Source organism: Modestobacter sp. SYSU DS0290 (genome assembly GCF_054050955.1).
In genome coordinates, this window is the sequence record NZ_JBJHAI010000010.1 from 23,334 (window position 1) to 38,289 (window position 14,956).

A 14,956-nucleotide genomic window follows, 5' to 3' on the forward strand; every position below is an offset into this window, starting at 1 on the left:
AGTGACCGCATGACGACGTCGGCGGAGGTCCCCGAGGTCGACGTCCAGCCGCTGGGTGACTTCCTGGGCCAGCTCGCGGCCCGGCTGCCCGCGCCGGGCGCCGGCGCCACCGCGGCGATCGAGGCGGCGCTGGCCGCGTCGCTGGTCGCCATGGTCGGCCGCTTCACCACCGGCGAGCGGTACGCCGAGCAGCACGACGTCGTCACGCGGGTGATCGCGGAGGCCGACGCCGTCCGCGCCAGCTGCCTGGCGGCCGCGGCCGCCGACGAGGTCGCGTTCACCGGCGTCACGGAGGCCTACCGGCTGCCCCAGGGCACCCCGGAGCAGCAGGAGTCGCGGCGCGCGGCCGTCCGGGAGGCCCAGCTGCAGGCGGCCCAGCCGCCCCGCGACGTCATCGAGGCGGCCGTCACCCTCCTCCCGCTGGCCGAGCAGCTGCTGCCCATCGCCAACCCGAACGTCGTCAGCGACGTCGCCGCAGCCACCGCCGCCGCCCGCGCGGCAGCGACCACCGCCCGGCTGGCCGTCGAGGTCAACCTCCGGGGCATCACCGACGAGGCGGCCCGGGCCGACCTGGGCGCGTCCGTGGACCGGGTCGAGGAGCTGCTCCGCCGGGCCGACGCCGTCGAGGCCGCGGTCCGCGAGCGCCTCGCCCGCTGATGACCTCGCCGGGTGGGTGGGCAGCCGCCTCGGGCGGGGACCACCAGGACGAGGCGCTGGCCAAGGCCGCCTACCGGCGCGGCCTGCTGGCCCGTCGCGCGGCCCGCCCCGCCGAGGAGCGGACCGCGGCCGCCGCCTCGATCACCGAGGCGCTGCTGCCGGGGCTGGCGGGTGCGGGCACGGTCGCCGCCTACGTCCCCGAACCGGTCGAGCCGGGCGCCCCGCTGCTGCCGGCCGCCCTGGACCGGCTCGACGCCCGGGTGCTGCTGCCCGTCGTCCCCGCCGTCGGCCGCCAGCTGCAGTGGGCGGTGCGCACCGACCAGCTCGTCGTGGGGCGGTACGGGCTGTCCGAGCCGGTGGGCCCCCGGTTCGGTCCGACCGAGCTCGCCACCGCCGACGTCGTCGTCGTCCCGGCCCTCGCGGTGTCGCGGGCAGGCGTCCGGCTCGGCCGCGGTGGGGGGTACTACGACCGCGCGCTGCAGCACGCCCGGCCCGATGCCCTGCTGGTGGCCCTGGTGTTCGACGACGAACTGGTCGACCACCTGCCCGCCGAACCGCACGACCAGCCCGTGGCCGCCGTGGTCACCCCGTCCACCGGCTGGCTGCGGCTGCCGGCGCCCGCGTAGCCGCCCACCGATCGGGAGCGCCGCTCCTGCGCCGGTCCGCACGGCCTACCATCGGGTCACCGGCGCACGTCCTCCCTGGCCGACGCATGCCCGGCCGAGGAGGAGTGCAGCGTGAGCGAGCAGGCAGTGCTGGAGCAGGCGCGGCGGCGGCGGACCTTCGCCGTCATCAGCCACCCGGACGCCGGGAAGTCGACGCTGACCGAGGCGCTGGCGCTGCACGCCCGGGTGATCGGGCAGGCCGGCGCCGTGCACGGCAAGGCCGGCCGCCGGGGCACCGTGTCGGACTGGATGGACATGGAGCGCGACCGCGGCATCTCCATCACCTCGGCGGCGCTGCAGTTCGAGTACGGCCCGGCCGGCGGGGACAAGGCCGTGATCAACCTGCTGGACACCCCCGGCCACGCGGACTTCTCCGAGGACACCTACCGGGTGCTCACCGCCGTCGACGCCGCGGTGATGCTGGTCGACGCGGCCAAGGGCCTGGAGGCCCAGACCATGAAGCTGTTCGCGGTGTGCAAGCACCGCGGCATCCCGGTGATCACCGTGGTGAACAAGTGGGACCGGCCGGGCATGGACGCCCTCGCCCTGATGGACGAGATCGCCGACCGCACCGGGCTCACCCCCACGCCGCTGACCTGGCCGGTGGGCATCGCCGGGGACTTCCGCGGTGTGCTGGACCGCCGCGACGGCAGCTACCGGCACTTCACCCGCACCGCCGGCGGCGCCACCATCGCGCCCGAGGAGGTCCTCTCCGCCGACGACGCGCTGCAGCGCGAGGGCGACGCCTGGGCCACCGCGGTCGAGGAGTCCGAGCTGCTGGCCGAGACCGGCCAGGTGCACGACCAGGAGCTGTTCCTCGCCCACGCCACCACCCCGGTGCTGTTCGCCTCCGCCGTCTCCAACTTCGGCGTCGGCCAGCTGCTCGACGTGCTGGTGACGATGGCGCCGGCACCGGCCGACCGGCCCGACGCCGAGGGCAAGCCGCACCCGATCGACGCCCCGTTCAGCGGCTTCGTGTTCAAGGTGCAGGCCGGCATGGACTCCGGGCACCGCGACCGGCTGGCCTACCTGCGGGTCTGCTCGGGGACGTTCGAGCGCGGCATGGTCGTGACCAACGCGCGCACGGGCCGCCCCTTCGCCACCAAGTACGCCCAGCAGGTGCTCGGCCGGGAGCGGGAGACGATCGAGACGGCCTACCCCGGCGACGTCGTCGGCCTGGTCAACGCGGCGTCGCTGGGCATCGGCGACACGCTCTACGCCGACCACCCGGTCAGCTACCCGCCGGTGACCACCTTCGCCCCGGAGCACTTCGCGGTGGTCCGGGCCGCGGACACCAGCAAGTACAAGCAGTTCCGCAAGGGCATCGACACCCTCGGCGGTGAGGGCGTCGTGCAGGTGCTGGTCTCCGAGCGCCGCGGGGACGGCGCCCCGGTGTTCGCCGTCGTCGGCCCGATGCAGTTCGAGGTGGCCGCGCACCGCATGGAGCACGAGTTCGGCGCGCGCATCGCCCTGGAGCCGCTGCCCTACCAGATCGCCCGGATCACCGACGCCGAGTCCGCTCCCGAGCTGGCCAAGGCCCGCGACGTCGAGGTCATGACGCGCGCCGACGGCGAGCTGCTGGCGCTGTTCACGAACAAGTGGGCACTGGGGGTGCTGGAGCGGAACAACCCGCACCTGACGCTGATCCCGATGGTCGCCGCGCAGCTCAGCTGACCCGCCGCCGGACCACGGTCAGCCGGCTGCCGGCGTTCGCGCCGACGATCGCGGCGATGCCCAGCCACACGTCCCAGCCGAGGTCCTGGCCGAGCACCACCAGCCCGACCAGCGCGGCGAGCACCGGGTGGACGCTCATGGACAGGCCGTAGGCGCCGGTCGCTGCGCCTGGCCGGGCTCGGCGGACGGCTGCTCCTCGGCGACCTCGGCCGCGATCGAGCTGCTCACCGAGCTCTACCGGCGCCCCTGAGCGTGCCGGGCCCACGCCCACCGCGGGCACCTCCGCCGCGCACAGCCCCATCTCAGGTCACCAGGCGATCGTGCCCGCATGACGACCGCCGACCGCCGGACGCGGTAGCCCGTGGCCGACCGCGTCCTCCTCCACCTCGGTACGCCCAAGAGCGGCACCACCTACCTGCAACAGCTGCTGTGGGACAACCGGCCTGCGCTCGCCCGGTCCGGTGTCAGCTACCCGGGCTGGGCCCCCGAGGCCCATTTCCTCGCCTGCCAGGACCTCTGCGGCGCCGCGTTCAACGACTGGCCCGATCCCGCCGTGCAAGGGAGCTGGGACCGGCTGCTCCGGCGAGTCCGCCGCACCCCGGGCACGGTCGTCCTCAGCCACGAGCTGTTCGGCGACGCCACGGCGGAGGTGGCCGCCCGCGCGCTTGCCGACCTGGCGCCCGCGGAGGTGCACCTGGTGGTGACCGCCCGTGACCTCGCCCGCCAGCTCCCCGCCGTCTGGCAGGAGGATCTGAAGAACCGGCACGCGGTGCCCTTCGCCGACTTCCTGGCCAGCGCCGACGAACGCACCGGCGTGCGGACGTGGTACGGCGATGCCTTCTGGCACCGCCAGGACGTCCCCGCCGTGCTTCGGCGGTGGGCCGGGACCCTGCCCGCGGACCGGGTGCACGTGGTGGTGGTGCCCCCGCGGGGCAGCGAGCCCACCGAGCTCTGGCACCGGTTCGCCGCCATCCTGGGCGTGGAACCGGACGTCGCCGTCCCGCCGCCCGCCCGGGCGGCGAACAGCTCGCTGGGGGCGGTCGAGGCCGAGCTGCTCCGCCTGCTGAACAGCCGCCTGGACGGCCGGGTGCCGTGGCCGGTCTACGCCGAGCGGGTCAACCGCCGGCTCGCCCCGGACGTGCTGGCGCTCCGCCCGGGCCCGGCCATCGTCCTCCCGCCGGAGCACCACGCCTGGGTCGCGGCACGCTCGGCGACCCTCGTCGCCGAGCTCACCGCGGCCGGTCACCACGTGGTGGGGGACCTCGCAGAACTGCTGGTGCCCGCCGAACCGTCCGTCCCGGCGCCGGTCGCCGCCCCCAGCGAGGAGGAGCTGCTGGACGCCGCCCTCGACGCGCTCACCTGGCTGGTGGCCGCCGAACACCCGCCACCCCCGCAGCCGAAGCACCCCCGGCTGTCGAGCCGGGTGAGCCGCCGGCTGGCGGTGCTGCTCGACCGCTGATCCCCGACCGCTGCCCCCGCCTCCTCCCCCCTTCGGGTGATCCGCGGCCGCGGGGGTGCGTCCGGGCCTCCCGGAGGGCACCTGGGCTGCCGTTGACCTTCCGGTCAGCGACGATCGGCGGGGAGCAAGGGATGAGGGTCTCGTTCTTGGTGTACGGCGTGCTGTACGTCGTCATCGAGGTCATCGGGCACCAGCTGGAGAGCGTCGGCTGGCCGGAGCTCACCCCGCTGGACGTCGCGACCGCGGTCACCGACGCGATGCTGGCCGTCGCGGTGATCGTCGGCGCGCTGGTCGCCGCCGACCTGCTCGGACACCGCTGGCGCCGCTGGGTGCGCGCCCACCGCGAGGAGCAGGCGCGGCTCGCCCAGGAGCGCTGGGCCGCCGAGCAGGCGCCGATCGGCGTGCCGTCCTGGCGCCCGGCCCGGTGGGCGCTGCCCGCCGCGGGCCCGGCGCTGCCCTGGTCGCCCGCCGACCGGCCGGCCGGGGACTCCCCGGCACCCCCGGTGAACGCGTACACGCCCGCGTCCGGCACCGCCCGCGCCTTCCCCGCGGACGACGGCCGGCTGCTCTGATCGGCGTCCTGATCGACGAGATGCCGTCGAATCCGCGCTCGATCCCCCACGGAGCGCCCGGAGCCGCTAGGGTTCTGTCTGTCGGGAAGGCCCTGCGCACTGGCAGGACCCCGATGCACCACCGCAGCTAGGAGCGAGCAATGCCCGAAGGAACAGTGAAGTGGTTCAACGCCGAGAAGGGGTTCGGCTTCGCCACCCCTGATGGTGGCGGCCCGGACGTCTTCGTCCACTACTCGGCCATCCAGACCAGCGGGTACCGCTCGCTCGACGAGGGCCAGCGCATCGCGTTCGACGTCGAGCAGGGCCAGAAGGGCCCGCAGGCGGCGAACGTCACCCCGCTCTGATCTTCAGAGCGCTGGGCTGATCGCGGCCCCTGGAAGACCTGACAGCGCCCCCACCCGGTACGCCGGGTGGGGGCGCTGTGCTGTTCCCGGTGGGCTCAGTGGGCCCGCGGCACGTACCCGCCCACCAGCGCCTGCATGAGCAGCGCCCCGTCGTGCGCCGGGATCGCGGCAGCGGCGTCGGCCAGGGCGCGCCAGCGCTCCCGCTCCGCGTCGCTCAGTGCGTTCGCCGCCCGGACCTCCAGCTGCTCGCGCAGCCGCTCCCACTCCCCCTGCGGCGTCGGCCACAGGCCCGCCAGCCGGCGCGCCTCCGCCGACGCCGAGGTGAACCGGACGACGTCACCGGCGTGGTTGGTGAGCGCCACGACGTAGCCGGCCGCGACCAGGGCGTTGGCCGCCGACACCACCTCCGGCTTGGTCAGCCCGCTGGCCGGCACCACCGCGCCGAGGTAGGGCGCGCTGCCGTGCGGTGGCTCGTCCAGCAGCCGCACGATCGCCCGGAGCACCGGCAGGTCACGGGTGAACCACACGTCGGAGAGGGGCTGCTGGGGATCGGGCTGCTGCGGGCCGGGCGGGGTCACCGGACCAGTGTCCGCCGTCCCGGCCAGGGCCGGGCACGAGGGTCACTCGGCGGGGTGGCCGGTGGCGCGGCCGCCGTACCGTGGAGCCATGACCACATCCGCCTCCCAGCCGACCACACCCGCCGCCCAGCCCCAGGTCGTCAAGAGCGACGAGGAGTGGCGCGCCCAGCTGTCGCCGGAGGAGTACGCCGTCCTCCGCCAGGCGGGCACCGAACGGCCGTGGACCGGTGAGTACGTCGACACCAAGACGGTCGGCACCTACTCGTGCCGGGCGTGCGGCGCCGAGCTGTTCACCTCCGGGACGAAGTTCGACTCGCACTGCGGCTGGCCGTCGTTCTACGAGCCCTCCGCCGCCGACAACGTCGTCCTCCGCGAGGACACCAGCTACGGCATGGTGCGCACCGAGGTGCTCTGCGGCACTTGCCACAGCCACCTCGGCCACCTCTTCGACGACGCGCCGCAGACCCCGACCGGCGACCGGTACTGCATCAACTCGGTCAGCATCCGGCTCGAGCCCGCCGAGGGCTGAGCCACCTCGCCACGCGACAGCACCCCCGCCCGGGAGCACGGGGCGGGGGTGCTGTCGCGTCGGCGCCGGGTCAGTCGCCGGCGCCGGTCAGCTCCGGCCGGCGGGCCAGGACGACGCCCAGGGCGGCGTACCCCAGGAGCAGGTGCGCGGCCGCCACCGGGCCGGCCACGTCGGGCAGCACGGCGCTGACCGGGATGACCACCGGCGCCCAGCTCTCCGCCCCGAGCGGCCAGAACCGCGCCGCTCCCCGCCACCGGCCGGCGATGGCGATCCGGATGCCGATGGCGAACATGCCGATCATCGACAACGGCCAGCAGGAGTCCAGCAGCAGGAACCACGTCGCCTCGCGCTGGGCCTCCGAGGTGACCATCCAGGTCACCGTGGACGCGATCGCCAGCACGAGCAGCACGTGCTCGGCGTGCAGCAGGCCGCGGGCCAGGCGGCCGGTGCCGATGGCGCCGGTGCGCAGCTGGACGGTCACCAGGGCGACCAGGCCCAGCTGGAACGCCAGCGACGACAGGTCGTAGGCGATGCCCTGCCAGCCGTCGACCGGGTCGAGCCCGAAGGCCAGGATGCCGGCGGCCCAGGCCGCGGATCCGGCAGCGACCCCTGCCCCGGCCCTTCGGACCATCCGTGTGGAGATCGTCGACGAGGGCGGCGTGGTCGCCCGGTCGGGGCCGGGCAGGTCGGTGCGGGCGGGGGCGGGGTTGGTGCTCAGCGACATCGGAGCTCCTCCGTGCTGCAGGCGGTGCCCGGTGCACCGCGACGGGAGGAACCGTCGCGGGACGGCGTCCCGGGCCCCCAGAGCGCAGCGCCCCGTTCTAGGTCCCGTTCCCCGTCCCGGGCCGACCGGGACACCTGCCCCTCCCCGTCGGGACGCCGGACCGGCGATGATCCGCAGGTGCACAGCCAGACCACGGACGCCGACCCCCCGGCGCCCGGCCGGACCCCGGCACCGGCCCCCGCGGCCCGGACGGCTGAGCCGGACGCCGCGGCGGTCACCCCGCGGGCCGAGCCGAGGTGGGTGCACGTCGTCGCATGGGTGGTCCCGGCGACCTGCCTGCTGGCCATGGCCGGCGCGGTCGGGCTGGACCTCGTCACCCCGCCCGCGGCCCGGGCCGCGACGGAGAACGGACCGGGCTGGCTGATCGCGCTCCCCGGCGTGCTGCTGGTCGTCCCCACCCACGTGCTGCTGCGCCGGGCGCACCGGAACCCGCTGTCCTGGGTCCTCGCCGCCACCGCGCTGCTGTGGGCCGTCGACGGGCTGGCCGGCTCCTGGCTGACCTGGGCGCTCTGGCACGAGCCGGTGCTGCCGTTGGCCACGGCCGCCTTCTGGGTGGTCCAACGGCTGGGGGCGTCGCTGCTGCTGTGCCTGCCCTTGCTGCTGCTCCTCTACCCCGACGGGCGGCTGCCCCGCGGTGGGTGGCGGGTGGTGTCGGTGGTCAGCCTGGCGCTGACGTCGCTGCTGCCGCTGCTGCTGCTCGTCGTGCCGGCGGAGATCGCCGACGCCCGGGCGGGGACGTCGCTGCCGCCGGTCTACCGCCGTATCGACGTCGACCCGACCAGCCTGCCGCTGCCGGCCGATCTGGTGCTGCCCCTGCTGCACCTGGCCTTCCCGGCCGCGCTGCTGGGTGTCGTGGTGCCGCTGCTGGTGGTCCTGGGCCGGCACCGGCGGGCCCACGGCGAGCGACGCCGGCAGATGCGGTGGCTGGTGTGGGCCGGCGTCGTCGACCTGCTGGTGATGCTCGCGACGCTGCTGACGCCGGGCGATGCCGCGTCCCTGGGCCTGTCCCTGGCGGTGGGGCTCACCGGGCTGGCGGTGACCGTCGGCATCGTGCGGCCGCAGGCCGTCGACATCGACCGGCTGCTCGGCGGGACGCTGGTCTACGGCGGGCTCGCGGTCGCCGTCGTCCTGCTGGACCTGGCCGTCGTCGCGACCACCGGGGCGCTGCTGGGCGACCGGTTGGAGCAGCGCGACGTGGCGCTGCTGGCGCTGCTGCTGGTGACCGCCCTCTACGTGCCCCTCCGGGCACAGTTGTGGCGGGCCGTGCGCCGTTGGGTGCTCGGCGAGCGCGAGGACCCCTACCGGGTGGTCTCCGGCCTCGCCGAGCAGCTGGAGCGGTCCACCGATGCCGGCGAGCAACTGCTGACCGTCGCCCGGACGGTGGCGGAGGCCTTCCGCTCGCCTTACGTCGGTGTCGTGGTCGACCACGCCGAGGGCGACCAGCTGGTCGCCGAGCACGGCACCCGGCCCGCCGAGGTGCAGTCGCTGCCGATCTCCTTCCGTGGCCAGCAGGTAGGCCACCTCCTGCTCCCCCGCGCCGGCCTGCGCGCCTCCCTGCTCGGGCGGGACGAGCGACTGCTGGCCGACGTCGTCCGGCAGGCCGCGGCAGCCGCTCGGGCGAGCGCGCTCGCGGCCGAGCTGCAGGCCAGCCGGGAGCAGCTCGTGACCGCCCGGGAGGAGGAACGCCGGCGGCTGCGACGGGATCTGCACGACGGGCTCGGCCCGAGCCTGGGCGCCGTCGTGCTCCGCATCGACACCGCCCGCAACCTGGCGGCCACCCGGCCCGAGGAGGCCGACCGGGTCCTCCGGCAGGCGCGCGAGGAGGTGGCCACTGCCCTCGCCGACGTGCGCCGGCTGGTGCACGACCTGCGCCCGCCCGCGCTCGACGACCTCGGCCTCGTCGGCGCGGTCCGGCAGCAGGCGGAGCGCCTCCTCGCGCCGCGGGTGGCCGTCGCGGTGGCCGCCGGCCGGGAGGTCGACCAGCTGCCCGCGGCGGTCGAGGTGGCTGCCTACCGGATCGCGTCGGAGGCGCTGGCGAACGTCGCCCGGCACGCCCAGGCCGACCACTGCCGCGTCGAGCTGGACCGGGTCGATGGCGCGCTGGTGGTCACCGTGACCGACGACGGCCGTGGGATCGGCCCCGACGCCCCGGCCGGGGTGGGGCTGGCGTCACTGCGCGAGCGGGCCGCGGAGCTGGGTGGCTGGGGAACCGTCGGGTGCCCGGCGGACGGTGGGACGCAGGTGCGGGCGGTCCTGCCCGTGGCGGGAAGGAGCGCTGGTGGCTGATCCGGTCGTCGACGAGGCGCTGAGGGTGGTGGTCGCCGACGACCACCCGGTCTACCGGGAGGGGCTGGCCGCCCTGCTCTCGTCCGTGCCGGGCATCGCCGTGGTGGGCACGGCAGCCGACGGCGCGGAGGCGGTGGCCCTCGCCCGGCAGGAGCAGCCGGACGTCGTGGTCATGGACGTGCAGATGCCCGGGCTGGACGGGATCGAGGCGACGCGGCGGGTCACCGCGGAACAGCCGTCGGTCGGGGTCGTCGTGCTCACCATGAGCGAGGACGACGGCACCGTGTTCGCCGCCGTCCGGGCCGGCGCCCGCGGCTACCTGCTCAAGGGCGCGGACCAGGAGGAGGTCGTCCGCGCGATCACCACGGTGGCGGCGGGCGGCGCGGTGTTCGGTGCCGCCCTGGCCCGGCGGATCGCCGAGTTCTTCACCGCCGGCTCGGCCGGCCCGGCCACCGCCTTCCCGCAGTTGACCGCCCGGGAGCGCGAGGTGCTGGACCTGGTCGCCGCCGGCCGGTCGAACGCCCAGATCGCCGCCGCGCTGTACCTGTCCCCGAAGACGGTGCGCAACAACGTCTCCAACGTGCTCGCCAAGCTCCAGGTGGCCGACCGGGCCGAGGCGATCGTCCGCGCCCGCGACGCCGGCCTGGGCCGCTGAGCCCGCATCGATCCGGCGTCGCCGGCCCCGTCCAGAGGCTCGCCCCGAGCCGGCGAGGGGTGAGGAGGACGGGGTCCGTCTTCAGGGCAGGTCGGCGACGAGCTCCGCGACCGCCTTGCGGGTGCCGGTGTAGAACGGCACCTCCTCGCGCACGTGCCGGCGGGCGCGGCTGGCCCGGAGGTCCCGCATCAGGTCGACGATGCGGTGCAGCTCGTCCGCCTCGAAGGCGAGCATCCACTCGTAGTCCCCGAGCCCGAAGGAGGAGACGGTGTTGGCCCGCACGTCCGGGTAGGGGCGGGCCTGCATGCCGTGCTCCTTGAGCATGTCCCGCCGCTCGTCCTCGGGCAGCAGGTACCACTCGTAGGACCGGACGAAGGGGTAGACGCACACGTAGCGGCGCGGCTCCTCCTCGGCGAGGAACGCCGGGACGTGACTGCGGTTGAACTCCGCCGGCCGGTGCAGCGCCAGCTGCGACCAGACCGGCTCCAGGTGCCGGCCGAGCGCGGTGCGGCGCAGCCGGGTGTAGGCCTCCTGCAGCGCCTCCGGGGTCTCGGCGTGCCACCAGACCATGACGTCGGCGTCGGCGCGCAGGCCGGCGACGTCGTAGACGCCGCGGACGACGACGTCCTTGCCGGCGAGCTCCTCGAACAGCCCGGTGACCTCGTCGGCGGCCGCGGCCCGCTGGTCGTCGCCGAGCGGGCGGGCCAGCTTGAACACCGACCACATCGTGTAGCGGATCTGGGCGTTCAGCTCGTTCGCCCGCTTGCCGATGCTGCGCTCTCCGGTCTGCTCGCTCATGACCCCATTGTCGCCCCGCCCGCCGCGGAACGGTCAGGGACCTTGGTCGGTCGCGGTCGTGAAGCCCGCCACGGGCGTTTTCCCCGGCCGGCGGGAAGGGTAGCGACCACGTGGATCTTGTACTGGCTGCACCGTCAGCCCGATTCGAGGAGGACAGATGGCCGTCATCAAGAGCCCGTTGCCCGAGGACGTGCAGAAGGTCGCCGGCGAGGCGCTGCAGGGCGCCGTCGTCGACCTGATCGACCTGAGCCTGGTCGCCAAGCAGGTGCACTGGACGCTGGTGGGCCGCAACTTCCGCAGCATCCACCTGCAGCTGGACGACGTCGTCGACACCGCCCGCGAGTACCAGGACACCGCCGCCGAGCGCGCCGCCGCCATCGGCGTGCTGCCCGACGGCCGCACCGAGGCGCTGCGCGCCACCGCACTCCCCCAGCCGCCGGTGGCCTGGATCCACGCCGACGACGCGATCCGCTACTTCGTCGAGGTGTTCGAGGTCGTCGTCGCGCGGATGCGCGAGCGGATCGAGGCGACCGAGGAGGACGAGGTCACCCAGGACCTGATGATCGAGATCACCGGTGCACTCGAGAAGCACTGGTGGATGTGGCAGGCCGAGGCCGCCCAGGACTGAGCGGCAGGTCCGAGCAGCAGGGTCCGAGCGACCCGGTACGACGCCGGAGGCCGGTTCCCCCCACGGGGAGCCGGCCTCCGGCGGTTCAGGCGATCGCGGCGACCGCGCGGCGGGCGTCGCGGATGCAGGCCGGCACCCCGACGCCCTCGTAGGCGGCGCCGGCGACGGCGAGCCCGGGCACGGCGGCGACCGCCGAGCGGATCGCGGCGACCCGCCCGGGGTGCCCGACCAGGTACTGCGGCAGCCCGTCCACCCAGCGCACCAGGTGGGTGTCGACCGGCTCGGGCCGCGCCAGCCCCAGCAGCTCGGCGACGTCGGCCACCACCGCGGCGGTCAGCTCGGCGTCGTCGCGGTGCAGGTCGGCGTCGTCCCCGAACCGCCCCACCGAGGAGCGCACCCGCAGCACCCCGCCGCCGGAGAGGTGCGGCCACTTCGCCGAGGAGACGGTGACGCCCTTGACCAGCCGCCCGGTCACCGGCGGCACCAGCAGCCCGGACCCGGCGGGGACGTCCTGGGCCGGGAAGGCCATCGCCACCACGGCCATCGACGCGTACGGGATGCCGCGCAGCGGCTCCACCGCGTCGGGCGCGACGTCGGCGAGCAGCGCGGCCGTGGGTGCCGCCGGGGTGGCCAGGACGACGGCGTCGGCGATCAGCTCCTCCCCGCCGGCCAGCTCCACGACCAACCCGCCGGCGGTGCGCCGCAGCCGCTCGGCGCGGGTGCCGAGCCGGACGTCGGCGCCGCTGGCCGCGACGAGCGCGGCGGGGAGCGAGCCGATGCCGGGCGCCACGGTCATGAAGACCGGGCCGTCGACGTCGCCGCGGCTGCGCGCACCGGCCTCCCGGGCGGCGGTGGCCGCGCCCAGCACGGAGGTGGACCGCCGGAGGTGGGCGGCCAGGCCGGGCATCGTGGCGTCCAGCGAGAGCTCGTCCGGCCGGCCGGCGTAGACGCCGCCGAGCAGCGGCTCGACCAGCCGGTCGACGACCTCGTCGCCGAGCCGTTCGCGCAGCAGCCGGCCGACCGAGACGTCCCCGTCGAGGTGCAGCGGCGGCAGGTCGGCCTCCGCGGCCACCCGGGCGACCCCGGCCGGGGTCAGCACGCCGTCCAGTCCCTCGGCGGAGGTGGGCACGCCCTGCACGGTGCCCGCGGGCAGCGCGAAACGCCCCTCGGGCAGCACGATGGACGCCTGGGTGGTCTGCGGCTCGACCAGCTGGTCGCCCAGCCCGAGCGCCCGGACCAGCTCGATCGCCTCCGGCACCCGGGCGAGCATCGCCTCGGGCCCGGTGTCGTACCACTGGCCGGCCAGCTCGACCCGGTCCAGCTTGCCGCCGAGCCGCGCGTCGGCCTCGAGCACCACGATCTCGTCGTCCGGGTGCGACTGGCGCCACTCCCAGGCCGCGGCGAGGCCGGTGAGGCCGCCACCGACGACGACCAGGCGAAGGGTCGCTGGGGTGGTGCGGGCGGGAGGGGTCACCGTGCGGTGAGCTCGTGCACGAGCTCGACCACCCGGGTGAGCGCGTCGGGGTCGGTCTCGGGGAGCACGCCGTGGCCGAGGTTGAAGACGTGGCCGCGGGCGGCGCGCCCCTGGTCGACGACCCGGCGCACCTCACGCTCCAGCGTCTCCCGGTCGGCCAGCAGCACCGCGGGGTCGAGGTTGCCCTGCAGCGAGTAGCCCGGGCCCACCCGGCGGGCGGCCTCGTCCAGCGGCACCCGCCAGTCGACGCCGACCATGTCCGCGCCGGCGTCGCCGATCAGCGGCAGCAGCTCCCCGGTGCCCACCCCGAAGTGGGTCCGGGGGACGTCCCGGTCGCCCAGCCCGTCGAACACCGCGCGCGAGTGCGGCAGCACCCGGGCGCCGTAGTCGGCGGCGGAGAGCACCCCCGCCCAGGAGTCGAACAGCTGGACCGCGCTGGCGCCGTTGTCGACCTGCACCCGCAGGAAGGTGGCCGCGCTCACCGCCAGCCGCTCCAGCAGCCGCTGCCACGCCTCCGGCTCGGCGTACATGAAGGCCTTGGTCCGGGCGTGCTCCTTGGAGGGGCCGCCCTCGATCAGGTAGGTGGCCAGCGTGAACGGCGCGCCCGCGAAACCGATCAGCGGGGTGCTGCCGAGCTCGCCGACCAGCCGGCGGACCGCGGTGGCGAGGAACTCCAGGCGCTCGGGCTCCAGCGCCGGCAGGGCGTCGACGTCGGCGACGCTGCGGATCGGCTGCGCCACGACCGGCCCGACACCCGCCTTGATCTCGATGTCCACCCCGGCCACGACCAGCGGCAGCACGATGTCGGAGAAGAGGATCGCCGCGTCGACCCCGTGCCGGCGCACCGGCTGCAGGGTGATCTCGGTGACCAGGTCGGGGTCCTGGCAGGCCGCCAGCATCGCGGTGCCCGCCCGCAGCGCGCGGTACTCGGGCAGCGAGCGGCCCGCCTGGCGCATGAACCACACCGGGGTGCGCGAGACCGGCAGCCCCCGCGCCGCCCGGACCAGATCGGAGTCGGCGGCCGGTGCCGCTGGGATGCCCACGGCTGCCGATCCTCCCAGACGCGCCGGGGACCGCTGCGCCGCCTCTCGGTGGCTCGGTGGCCTGCGCAGCAGGTCACGGCTGGGTCGCGCCGCGCGTCGGGCGCTCCCGGACCGTCGTCCGCGACCTACCCTGCGGGCGTGGTTCAGCAGCGCACGCGCGCGGAGCAGGGGCGCCAGCCCGAGGAGGCCCCGGCGCGCCCGCCGGAGTTCGTGGCCGCGCTCGCTGCCCTGGCCACCGTCGCCCCCCGCCCCGAGGTGGAGCTGGAGCACATCCCGGCGCCGCAGCGGCTCGCGCCGTTCGCCCACGCGATCGGTGCCCGGGTGGCGGCGCCCGACGACGAGGACGACGACCTGGCCAGCGGCCGGTTCATCGTGCTGTTCGACCCCGAGGGCCACGAGGCCTGGGCGGGCACGACCCGGTGCGTCGGCTTCGTCTCGGCGCTCACCGACGAGCACCTGGTCGACGACGCGATGTTCTCCGAGGTCGCCTGGAGCTGGCTCACCGACGCGCTGGCCGACGCCCGCGCCGGTCACCACTCGGCCGGTGGCACCGTCACCCGCACCGCCTCCACCCGGTTCGGCTCGATCGCCGCACCCGAGCACACCGTCGAGGTGGAGATCCGCGCCTCGTGGACGGCGGAGGGCACCGACCTGGACCGCCACCTCACCGCCTGGCTGGAGGTGCTGGGCAACGCGGCCGGACTGCCGCCGCCGGGGATCCGCCTGCTCGGTGCGAACGGGCGGGCCGACGACGACCGCGCCTAGACTCTGCGGCGTACTCCACTCGGCGTAACGGTTCTGCCGCCGAGT

Annotated in this window: 17 protein-coding genes; 11 read left to right on the forward strand and 6 right to left on the reverse strand. The window is 75.6% G+C overall.

Annotated features, from left to right (window positions below):
- The first annotated feature begins 9 nt into the window (after nucleotides 1-9).
- The 3 genes from ACI795_RS10495 (at nucleotide 10) to ACI795_RS10505 (ending at nucleotide 2,996) form a co-directional block, all read left to right on the forward strand.
- Nucleotides 10-657 carry a cyclodeaminase/cyclohydrolase family protein gene (locus ACI795_RS10495; protein ID WP_457075439.1) on the forward strand — a complete coding sequence of 216 codons (648 nt, stop codon included), beginning with the start codon at nucleotides 10-12 and terminating at the stop codon, nucleotides 655-657.
- A complete protein-coding gene (locus tag ACI795_RS10500) occupies nucleotides 657-1,283 on the forward strand; it encodes a 5-formyltetrahydrofolate cyclo-ligase (RefSeq protein WP_457075440.1) in 627 nt (208 codons plus the stop codon). The genes ACI795_RS10495 and ACI795_RS10500 overlap by 1 nt, the downstream gene beginning before the upstream one ends.
- A gap of 111 nt (nucleotides 1,284-1,394) precedes the next feature.
- Nucleotides 1,395-2,996: a peptide chain release factor 3 gene (locus ACI795_RS10505; RefSeq protein ID WP_457075441.1), complete on the forward strand. Its 1,602-nt coding sequence runs from the start codon at nucleotides 1,395-1,397 to the stop codon at nucleotides 2,994-2,996.
- Here ACI795_RS10505 and ACI795_RS10510 read toward each other — a convergent pair.
- On the reverse strand, nucleotides 2,989-3,135 hold the full coding sequence (locus tag ACI795_RS10510) for a hypothetical protein (RefSeq protein ID WP_457075442.1): 147 nt from the start codon (nucleotides 3,133-3,135) through the stop codon (nucleotides 2,989-2,991). The genes ACI795_RS10505 and ACI795_RS10510 overlap by 8 nt on opposite strands.
- Nucleotides 3,136-3,357: 222 nt before the next feature.
- Between ACI795_RS10510 and ACI795_RS10515 the strand changes: the two genes are divergently transcribed.
- From ACI795_RS10515 to ACI795_RS10525, 3 genes are all read left to right on the forward strand, one after another.
- On the forward strand, nucleotides 3,358-4,455 hold the full coding sequence (locus tag ACI795_RS10515; RefSeq protein ID WP_457075443.1) for a hypothetical protein: 1,098 nt from the start codon (nucleotides 3,358-3,360) through the stop codon (nucleotides 4,453-4,455).
- Nucleotides 4,456-4,586: 131 nt separating this feature from the next.
- On the forward strand, nucleotides 4,587-5,027 hold the full coding sequence (locus ACI795_RS10520; protein ID WP_457075444.1) for a hypothetical protein: 441 nt from the start codon (nucleotides 4,587-4,589) through the stop codon (nucleotides 5,025-5,027).
- A 140-nt stretch (nucleotides 5,028-5,167) separates the two neighbouring features.
- The gene (locus ACI795_RS10525) at nucleotides 5,168-5,371 is read left to right on the forward strand and encodes a cold-shock protein (RefSeq protein ID WP_093582180.1); all 204 of its coding nucleotides are present in this window, start codon (nucleotides 5,168-5,170) and stop codon (nucleotides 5,369-5,371) included.
- A 95-nt stretch (nucleotides 5,372-5,466) separates the two neighbouring features.
- Here the strand turns inward: ACI795_RS10525 and ACI795_RS10530 are convergent, their stop codons facing one another.
- Nucleotides 5,467-5,949 (reverse strand): hypothetical protein, encoded by a 483-nt coding sequence (locus ACI795_RS10530; protein ID WP_457075445.1) that lies wholly within the window; start codon nucleotides 5,947-5,949, stop codon nucleotides 5,467-5,469.
- Between the two features lie 88 nt (nucleotides 5,950-6,037).
- Here ACI795_RS10530 and msrB point away from each other — a divergent pair, with 88 nt between their 5' ends.
- Nucleotides 6,038-6,478, forward strand: coding sequence for a peptide-methionine (R)-S-oxide reductase MsrB (msrB, locus tag ACI795_RS10535; protein ID WP_457075446.1), 441 nt, complete (start codon nucleotides 6,038-6,040; stop codon nucleotides 6,476-6,478).
- Nucleotides 6,479-6,548: 70 nt separating this feature from the next.
- On the opposite strand, the gene ACI795_RS10540 is transcribed toward msrB, so the two are convergent.
- Complete coding sequence (locus tag ACI795_RS10540; protein ID WP_457075447.1) at nucleotides 6,549-7,202, reverse strand: hypothetical protein; 654 nt, start codon at nucleotides 7,200-7,202, stop codon at nucleotides 6,549-6,551.
- Nucleotides 7,203-7,379: 177 nt separating this feature from the next.
- Between ACI795_RS10540 and ACI795_RS10545 the strand changes: the two genes are divergently transcribed.
- Together ACI795_RS10545 and ACI795_RS10550 are read left to right on the forward strand one after the other, a co-directional pair.
- Nucleotides 7,380-9,548 (forward strand): histidine kinase, encoded by a 2,169-nt coding sequence (locus tag ACI795_RS10545; protein WP_457075448.1) that lies wholly within the window; start codon nucleotides 7,380-7,382, stop codon nucleotides 9,546-9,548.
- Entirely contained in the window at nucleotides 9,541-10,203 is a 663-nt protein-coding gene (locus ACI795_RS10550) for a response regulator (RefSeq protein ID WP_457075449.1), read from the forward strand. The genes ACI795_RS10545 and ACI795_RS10550 overlap by 8 nt, the downstream gene beginning before the upstream one ends.
- Before the next feature lie 81 nt (nucleotides 10,204-10,284).
- Here the strand turns inward: ACI795_RS10550 and hemQ are convergent, their stop codons facing one another.
- Complete coding sequence (gene hemQ, locus ACI795_RS10555) at nucleotides 10,285-11,001, reverse strand: hydrogen peroxide-dependent heme synthase (RefSeq protein ID WP_457075450.1); 717 nt, start codon at nucleotides 10,999-11,001, stop codon at nucleotides 10,285-10,287.
- Between the two features lie 157 nt (nucleotides 11,002-11,158).
- On the opposite strand from hemQ, the gene ACI795_RS10560 reads away from it, so the two are divergent.
- A complete protein-coding gene (locus ACI795_RS10560) occupies nucleotides 11,159-11,629 on the forward strand; it encodes a Dps family protein (protein WP_457075451.1) in 471 nt (156 codons plus the stop codon).
- Nucleotides 11,630-11,714: 85 nt separating this feature from the next.
- Here the strand turns inward: ACI795_RS10560 and hemG are convergent, their stop codons facing one another.
- The gene (gene hemG, locus ACI795_RS10565; protein WP_457075452.1) at nucleotides 11,715-13,103 is read right to left on the reverse strand and encodes a protoporphyrinogen oxidase; all 1,389 of its coding nucleotides are present in this window, start codon (nucleotides 13,101-13,103) and stop codon (nucleotides 11,715-11,717) included.
- Nucleotides 13,100-14,146, reverse strand: coding sequence for a uroporphyrinogen decarboxylase (hemE, locus tag ACI795_RS10570; protein ID WP_457075453.1), 1,047 nt, complete (start codon nucleotides 14,144-14,146; stop codon nucleotides 13,100-13,102). The genes hemG and hemE overlap by 4 nt, the downstream gene beginning before the upstream one ends.
- Nucleotides 14,147-14,284: 138 nt before the next feature.
- On the opposite strand from hemE, the gene ACI795_RS10575 reads away from it, so the two are divergent.
- A complete protein-coding gene (locus tag ACI795_RS10575) occupies nucleotides 14,285-14,911 on the forward strand; it encodes a DUF3000 domain-containing protein (protein ID WP_457075454.1) in 627 nt (208 codons plus the stop codon).
- Nucleotides 14,912-14,956 lie beyond the last annotated feature (45 nt).